The sequence below is a fragment of the Actinoplanes sp. NPDC000266 genome, assembly GCF_042899005.1.
Lineage (GTDB): Bacteria > Actinomycetota > Actinomycetes > Mycobacteriales > Micromonosporaceae > Actinoplanes.
Window position 1 is genome coordinate 311,599 of sequence record NZ_JBIAZI010000013.1, and the last position, 7,810, is coordinate 319,408.

Genomic DNA, 7,810 nt, shown 5'->3' on the forward strand with positions numbered 1-7,810 from the left:
GGGCGGCCACCACCGCCCCCACCCATCCGCCTTTCGAGGAGGTCCCGTGCGGATTCGTGCGCTCGTCGCCGGCGCCGCCGTCGCTCTCGCCCTGCTCCCGGCGGCCCCCGCACACGCCGCCGGCAACGGCGAATGGGCCGTCACGCCGACGCCCGCGGCCAAAGCCGGGCCGACGCCGCGCCTCTACTTCTTCCTCGACGCCACCGCCGGGCAGGCGGTCAAGGAATCGGTGCGGGTCCAGAACCTCACCAGGACCCCGAAGTCGTTCTTCGTCTTCGGCGCCGACGCCTATAACACCGTCCGGGACGGCGGTTTCGCCCTGCGCACGCGGGAACAGAAGCAGACCGGCCTCGGTTCGTGGGTCACCACGACGGCGACGCGGGTGACCGTCCCCGCGGGCTCCCAGGCCGACATCCCGTTCACCGTCAACGTGCCCAGGAACGCCTCGCCGGGCGACCACGTCGGCGGCATCGTGGCGCTGGAGACCTCGCCCGGGGCGACCGCGCCGGCCAGCGGGGCCACCGTGCGGATCCAGCGCGCCGTGGCGGCGCGGGTCTATCTGCGCGTCGCCGGGACGATCGTGCCGGGGCTCGCGGTGCCGTCGGTGACCATGGACATCGGCACGCCGTGGCTTCCCCGCACCACGGGCGGCGACCTGACCTACCACGTCTCGAACATCGGCAACATCCATCTCGTTCCCCAGGCGACGGTCACCGCCTCCGGCCTGTTCGGGCACGACATCTCCCTGAAGGGATCGAGGCCGGCCGGCGACTTCGTGCCGGGCGCCGAGGGGGAGTTCACGATGCGGGCGGGCGGGATCTGGCCCATCGACGTGGTCTCCACGTCGGTGACCCTCAAGGCGGACGGTGGTGTCTACGCTCGCCGGACCGATCGGGCGTTCGTGGTGTCGTACACCGGAATCGCGCTCCTGACTGCTCTCGCCGTGGCCGCCGGATGGTGGGTGCGGCAGCGCCGGCGCAGCCGCGTGCCGCGGCCGCGCGGACTGGTCGCCGAATGAGGCGCTTGTCTTTTCTTCTTCTCGTCGCGTTGATACTTCTTCCCGCTCCGGCGTACGCCGATGGACGGGCCGTGCAACTCGGCGCCGACGAGGCCGAACCCGGCGACACGATGCGGGTGACCGGGTCCGGCTGGCCGGCCGGGCAGCTCATCCAGCTCGTCACCTGCGGCGAGGGCGGCCTGAGCGGCTCGGTGGCCTGCGACAACCGGGCGGCGCTGGCCACCCCCGTGAGGCCGAACGGCACGTTCGTGGTCGACCTCCAGATCGGGAAACCACCACGGGACTGCCCGTGCGTCGTGCACGTGGCGCTCGTCGATGGACGGCCCGACCAGGTCGTGAACGAGCCGCTGACCATCACCGGGCACCCGGTGGGCGCGCTGCCCTCGACCGGGGTGCCGCCGCGCGTGCTCGAAGTGCAGGACGCGCGGATCTCGCGAGGGTCGTTCGCGTCCTGGTTCGGATGGCCGGACGAGCTCACCATGACCTACACCGTGCGCAACCCGACCGTCTCGACGCTGGCCAACGCCACCGTGCGGGCCCGGATGATCCAGGGCGGCGACGACAACGCGTTCCTCCAGCAGAACATCTCCGACCTCAGGCCCGGGCAGAGCCAGACGTTCCTCATCACCGTCGCCATCCCGGTCGCGGCGTTCGGCCGCTACGGGGTCAGCGCGGACGTGAGCGGACTGGCCGAGGCGCGGGTGCACCACGACGCGTACCCCTGGGGTCTGTTCGCGGTCAACGCGGTCGGGCTGCTGCTGATCGCCTGGGGCCTGCTGCACCGCTATCGCAAGCGGCGCGAGCTCGCGCTGATCGATCCGGCCCAGCCCGCGCTACCGGCCGTCGTGCGGGTCGGCAGCCTGGGCGCGTTCCTGGTCTTCGACGACGCTCCCGGCTCGGGGCGGTTGCGGCGCCTCGCGGCCGGACAGCTCAGCACGGACGGGTTGCGAACCCTGCTCGGCACGTCGGCCGGCCGCGGCGACTCGGTGGTCGACCTGGACGCGCTCGAGCGCGTGATGAGACGTCGCTACAAGGAGGAGCGGTGACGGCGCTTCGGGAACGGTGGCCGGTGGTGGCCCGGGCCTTGGCCGTGCTTCTGGTCGGCGTGCTCGCCTACACGGGATGTGATGCCTTGATGCCCGGGGCGACCGGCGACACGGCACGTCCCATGCCGGGCGTCACGGACGACTCGGTGAAGGTGGTGTTCATCGGGACCGACCTCGGCAGGACCGCCTCGCTGACGGGCTTCAAGGACCCCGGCACGGGTGACGCCCGGGCGCAGGTGGCGGCCCTGGAGACGTACGTCAACAAAAGCGGGGGAATCGCCGGGCGCAAGATGGAGGCGGTTTACCGCAACTACGAGGCGAGCAACGACTCGCCGGCCGCCGAGACCACGCTGTGCAGCCAGATAACCCAGGACGACCGGGCGTACGCGGTGGTGCTCACCGGGCAGCTCCAGTCGAACGCCCGTCCCTGCTACGCCCAGCGCGGCACCCTTATGCTCGACGCGACCCTGATCGCCAACGACAAGGCGACCTTCACCGAGCTGGCGCCCTATCTGTGGACGGGATCGTTCCCGGAGTACGACGCGTTCGCGGTCTCCTTCATGGCGGTGCTCGAACGGGAGGGCTTCTTCGCCGAACGGGACAGGGCCGGGATCGTCGCGGCCGACACCCCGGCCAATCAGGCGGTCTACCGCGACGTCGTCACACCGGCACTGGCCAAGCTGGGCGTCACCGGAACGGTGTCGTGGATCGACACGACCGATCTGGGAACGCTGAACACGGGCCTCAACCAGGCCGCGGTGAACTTCCGGGGCAAGCAGATCGACCGGGTCTTCTTCCTCGGCGGAGCGCGGATCGCGCCGTTCTTCATGACGAGCGCCGCCGCGCAGAACTTCACCGCCCGCTACGGCGTGTCCACCTTCGACAACCCGAGCTTCATGGTGAACAACCCGGCCACCATCCCGCCCGCGTCACTGAAGGGGATGGTGGGGGTCGGCTTCGCGCCCGCGTACGACGTGCCGGACAGCGTCCTGCCGTTCCCGTCGACCGAGGCCGAGAAGACCTGCCTGTCGATTTTCGAGGCGGCCGGCATCAAGTTCACGAAGCGGGAGAACGCGCGGGTGGCGTTCACCTACTGCGATGCCGCGCTGCTGCTCCGGACGGCCCCGCCCGGGGAGAAGCTCGACGTCGCCTCCTTCGCGACGGCCACCGGGTTCGGCGCCGGAACCTCGCTTTACGCAGCCGGCACCGGTTACCGGGTTCTCAAATACGCGGGAACCAACTTCACGTACGAGGGGCCGGTGAGACCTCTTGGCGAATGAGCTGCTCGCCGTCGAAGAGCTGACCGGTGGATACGGGCCGATCCAGGTGCTGTTCGGAGTCGACCTGACCGTCGCGCCGGGCGAGACGGTGGCCCTGTGCGGGCCGAACGGGGTCGGCAAGTCCACGCTCGTCCGGATGCTGGCCGGGCTCACCCGGCCCGCCGCCGGCCGGGTCGTGCTGTGCGGGCGGGACATCACCGGCGTGCCCGGGGCCAAGCGGGTCCGGCTCGGCATGTCCACGGTCATCGGGCAGCAGGCCTTCGGATCGCTGTCGGTGCGGGACAACCTGCTCATGCACGCCTACGGGCGCCGGCGCGGCGACGAGCCGGCCGCGACCTCGGTGGACGGGGCCCTGGCCGTCTTTCCCCGGCTGGCCGCGCGGGCCCTGCAACCGGCGTCGACGCTCTCCGGCGGCGAACGGCAGATGCTCGTGCTGGCCAAGACGCTCATCCAGCGGCCCCGGCTGCTGGTCATCGACGAGTTCTCGCTCGGCCTGGCCCCGGTGGTCGTCGGCGGCCTGCTCGAACTGGTACGCCGGCTCGCCGCGGCCGGGGTGGGAACGCTGCTGATCGAGCAGTCGGTGAACGTCGCCATGTCGGTCGCCGACCGGCTGCTCTTCATGGAGCACGGCCAGGTCATCGCCACGCACACGCCGTCCGAGCTGCGCGCGGCCCCCGACCTGGCCCGGCGCCTGGTGCTGGGAGGTCATGCCGCGTGAGCCTCGCCGGGTTCGACGCCGGCCTCGACCGCATCGCGGTCGGGCTGTTCACCGGCATGACGTACGGGCTGCTGGCCGTCGGGCTCGTCCTCGTCTACCGGTCGAGCCGGTTCGTCAACTTCGCCCACGGCGCCATCGGGGTCTTCGGGGCGGCCGTCCTGGCCCGGCTCGCGACCGGAATTCCGTACTGGATGGCCTTTCCCGTCGCCATCGCCGTCGCCGGCCTGCTGGCGGCCGGGACCGAGGCAGTGGTGGTACGGCGGCTGGCCGGCCGCCCGCGCGTCATCGGGATGATCGCGACGCTCGGGCTGGCCCAGTTCATCCTCGTGGTGGCGCTGCTCATCTCCCGGGACAGCTTCTCCGGCGCCACCTATCCGAAACCGCCCGGCCTGCCGTCGTTCCAGATCGGGACGACCGCCGTGGGTTCGTCATTGACCGCGATGCTGCTGCTCACCCCCGTACTCCTCGGGGGTCTGGGGTTGTTCCTGAACAAGACCCGTTTCGGGATAGCCATCCGGGCCGCGGCCGACCACCCGGACGCGGCGACCGTCAACGGGGTGGCCGCGCCGAGGATGGCCGGCCTGGCCTGGGCGGTGGCCGGGGGAGTGGCGGCGTTCTCGGCGATCCTGCTGACACCGACCCAGGGGGTGCAGTCGATCGACTCGCTGGGACCGGAACTGCTGCTCAGGGGCCTGGCCGGAGCGGTGATCGCGCGGATGGCGTCCCTGCCGATCGCCTTCGTGGCCTCGCTTGGGGTGGGCGTGCTGGAACAGATCCTGCTGTCGGGGCAGACGCGCGGCTTCGTCGACGTGGTCCTGGGGGTGGCCATTCTGATCGCGCTGCTCCGGCAGCGTTCGGTGGGGCGGCGGGTGGTCGAAGCGGGGTGGACGCGGTCCCCGGCGTCAGCCCCGTCGCGCCTCGGGCTGGCCGCGCTGGCGCTGGGCGGGGTCGGCCTCGCCTACGTCGTGAGCAACGCGACGGCGTCCGTGCTCACCGAGATCTGCGGGTACGCGCTGGTCGGCCTGTCGGTCATCCTGGTGACGGGGGTGGCGGGGGAGCTGTCGCTGGGACAGTTCGCGTTCGCGGGCATCGGGGCGGCGGTCTCGGTCCGGGTGGCCTCGGCCTCCGGCAACCTGTTCCTGGGCATCGTGGCCGGATGTGCGGCCGGGGCGCTGGCGGCGGTCGTCGTGGGCATTCCGGCGCTGCGGCTGCGCGGGGTGGCGCTCGGGGTGACGACGCTGGCGTTCGCGCTCGCCACGAGCGGCTGGCTGCTCCGCCAACCGTGGCTGCTGGGGGACGGCGTCACCACCCCGTACCCGGTCTGGCGGGGATACGTGGTCAGCGTGGCCACCGACTACTACCTGTTCGCGCTGCTCCTGCTGGGCATCGGCTGGTGGGTGACGGCGCGGCTGCGGGCCGGCGGCTTCGGGCGGTTGCTGCTCGCGTTGCGGGACAACGAAGAGGCGGCGAGGGCTCTGACGGTTGCGGCGCCGCTGCGCAAACTTCAGGCGTACGCCGTCTGTGGCGCCCTGGCCGCACTGGGTGGAGTGGTCATCGGGTTCGGTCAGCCGCAGCTGAGCGTCAACAGCTTCCCGCCGTCGGCCAGCATCGACGCGGTGGCCATCGCGGTGGTGGGCGGGATGGCGCGCAACGGGGGAGCGCTGCTCGGGTCCATCGTCATCGTCGGCATTCCGGCGCTGCTGCCGCTGGGCATCGCGGGCCAGGCGCTGCTGACCCTCGGCTGGCTGCTGGTGGTGCTGTTGCTGCCCGACGGCCTCGGAGGGGTGTTGTCCGGAGCGCTGCACCGGTTGCCCGCGCTGTTCCGCCGAAGGCCGGACGCATCCGGTGGCCGCTCGCGTGTCGCCCGGCTCAGCGAACTCATGGACGGTCCCGAAGCCGTCTCCGTGGCCCCCACCCCCGTGCCTCCTTCCCCCTTACCTCTTTCCTCCTTACCTCCTTCTCCCGCCTTACCTCCTTCTCCCGCGCCCGCTTCTCCCGCGCTCCCTCCTTCCGCGCCTGCCCATCCCTTGCTGGCCGGGCCCCTTCTGCGGGTGGCCGGGGTGCGCCGTTCCTTCGGCGGCGTCCGAGCGGTCGACGGGGCCACCCTCGAGGTCACCGAGGGGGAGATCGTCGGCATCATCGGCCCGAACGGCGCCGGCAAGACCACGCTCTTCGAGATCCTGGCCGGATTCACGGCCGCCGACGCCGGAACGGTGCACTACCTCGGCCGTCCCATCACCCGCTGGACACCCGAACGGCGCGCCCGAGCCGGACTCGTCCGCTCGTTCCAGGATGCGAGGCTGTTCCCCGCGATGACCGTACGGGAAACAGCAATGGTCGCCGCCGAGCGCGAGTTCCCCTCCCACCTCGCCATCGACGTCCTCGGTCCGCCCGAGGCCGCACACGCCCGCCAGGCCCTGGCCGACCGTGCCCTCGCCGCCATGGACCTGGCCCCTCTCGCCGACCGGCCCGTCGGCGAACTCTCCACCGGCACTCGGCGCCTGGCCGAGATCTGCTGCCTGCTCGCCCTCGAACCCCGCCTGCTCCTGCTCGACGAGCCGTCCTCCGGCCTCACCCAGGCGGATGGGGCGGCCCTCGGCGACCTGCTGCTGCGCATCCGCTCCGAGCTGGGCACCACGGTCCTGGTCATCGAACACGACCTGCCGCTGCTGTCCCGGATCGCCGACCGCCTCGTCGCCATGGACGCCGGCCGCGTCATAGCGGACGGCCCGCCGGACGAGGTCCGCGCCCACCCCGACGTCGTCCTTTCCTATCTCGGCACCGACGAGGCCGCCGTGGCCCGCTCCGGCGCCCCACCATTGGAGGTTCCCTGACATGGTCCGCCGCTCCCTGGCCCTCGCGGCCGCCGCCGGCATCACGATGGCCGCGACCGTGGTCCTCGTCGACGCGTCACCCGCGCTCGCCGCGCCCACCCTGAACGTCTCCAAGACGACCGGCCTGAAGGACGGCGAGCAGATCACGGTGTCCGGCACGGGCTTCACGAAGAACCTGCAACAGATAGCCATCGGCCAGTGCATCAAGGACGTGAAGGGCCCGGCCGACTGCAACCTGTCGGGTGGGTCGCAATTCACCAACGCCGACGGTACGGGCAAGACACCCACCCTGACGCTGAAGATGTCCGCGGTGTTCAGCGGCCACGACTGCACGAAGGTGGCCTGCGTGATCGCGGCGCAGATCCTGCCGAGCTCCGCACCGGAGGAGACGGTGAACGCCAACCGCGCGTCGGTGGCCATCACGTTCACCACGGGCGGGGGCAGTACGAAGACGCCCACGCCGACCGCGACCACGAAGTCGCCCACGAGCGGCGGCACCACCACATCTGCCTCCTCCAGCACCACGGCTGCCGGCGGCACGGGAGGAGACGATGGCGGCACGGGTGGGGATGCCCTGGCGAAGACCGGGCCCGGACTCGAGTGGGCCACGGTGGTGCTGATCGGTGGGGGCCTGCTCCTGCCCGGCCTGGGTCTCATCGCGATCCTTCCCGCCCGGCGGCGGCGCATGGCCTCCTTCCACTGATCCACCTTCTTCTGACCCGCCTCGACCCGGCGCGCGCCGGCCCGGTTCAGGGCTGTGGGGCCGTCTTTGCGCGGGGACGGTCCCGCAGCCCCGATCCGGGCCGGCGCGCCCGGGGACCCCGATTTGGCGTTGCGGGGATCTAGGAGTAATGTTTTCCGAGCCGCCAGGGAGACGGGCGAGCGAGCGGGACCCGGTTTGAGGCAACTCTGCG

6 protein-coding genes are annotated in these 7,810 nt (G+C 71.7%); all 6 read left to right on the top strand.

Features of this window, described 5'->3' with window-relative positions; genetic code table 11:
- Positions 1–46 precede the first annotated feature (46 nt).
- From ACFY36_RS42550 to ACFY36_RS42575, 6 genes are read left to right on the top strand one after another with little or no spacing between them, the layout of a single operon-like run.
- A complete protein-coding gene (locus tag ACFY36_RS42550; protein WP_499751612.1) occupies positions 47–1,018 on the top strand; it encodes a hypothetical protein in 972 nt (323 codons plus the stop codon).
- 5 nt (positions 1,019–1,023) lie between these two features.
- Positions 1,024–2,064, top strand: coding sequence for a CrcB family protein (locus ACFY36_RS42555; RefSeq protein WP_499751613.1), 1,041 nt, complete (start codon positions 1,024–1,026; stop codon positions 2,062–2,064).
- Positions 2,061–3,344 (top strand): type 1 periplasmic-binding domain-containing protein, encoded by a 1,284-nt coding sequence (locus tag ACFY36_RS42560; RefSeq protein WP_499751614.1) that lies wholly within the window; start codon positions 2,061–2,063, stop codon positions 3,342–3,344. The genes ACFY36_RS42555 and ACFY36_RS42560 overlap by 4 nt, the downstream gene beginning before the upstream one ends.
- Positions 3,334–4,062, top strand: coding sequence for an ABC transporter ATP-binding protein (locus ACFY36_RS42565; protein WP_499751615.1), 729 nt, complete (start codon positions 3,334–3,336; stop codon positions 4,060–4,062). The genes ACFY36_RS42560 and ACFY36_RS42565 overlap by 11 nt, the downstream gene beginning before the upstream one ends.
- The gene (locus ACFY36_RS42570) at positions 4,059–6,896 is read left to right on the top strand and encodes an ABC transporter permease subunit (RefSeq protein ID WP_499751616.1); all 2,838 of its coding nucleotides are present in this window, start codon (positions 4,059–4,061) and stop codon (positions 6,894–6,896) included. The genes ACFY36_RS42565 and ACFY36_RS42570 overlap by 4 nt, the downstream gene beginning before the upstream one ends.
- A 1-nt stretch (position 6,897) precedes the next feature.
- On the top strand, positions 6,898–7,599 hold the full coding sequence (locus ACFY36_RS42575) for a neocarzinostatin apoprotein domain-containing protein (protein ID WP_499751617.1): 702 nt from the start codon (positions 6,898–6,900) through the stop codon (positions 7,597–7,599).
- The last annotated feature ends 211 nt before the right edge of the window (positions 7,600–7,810 follow it).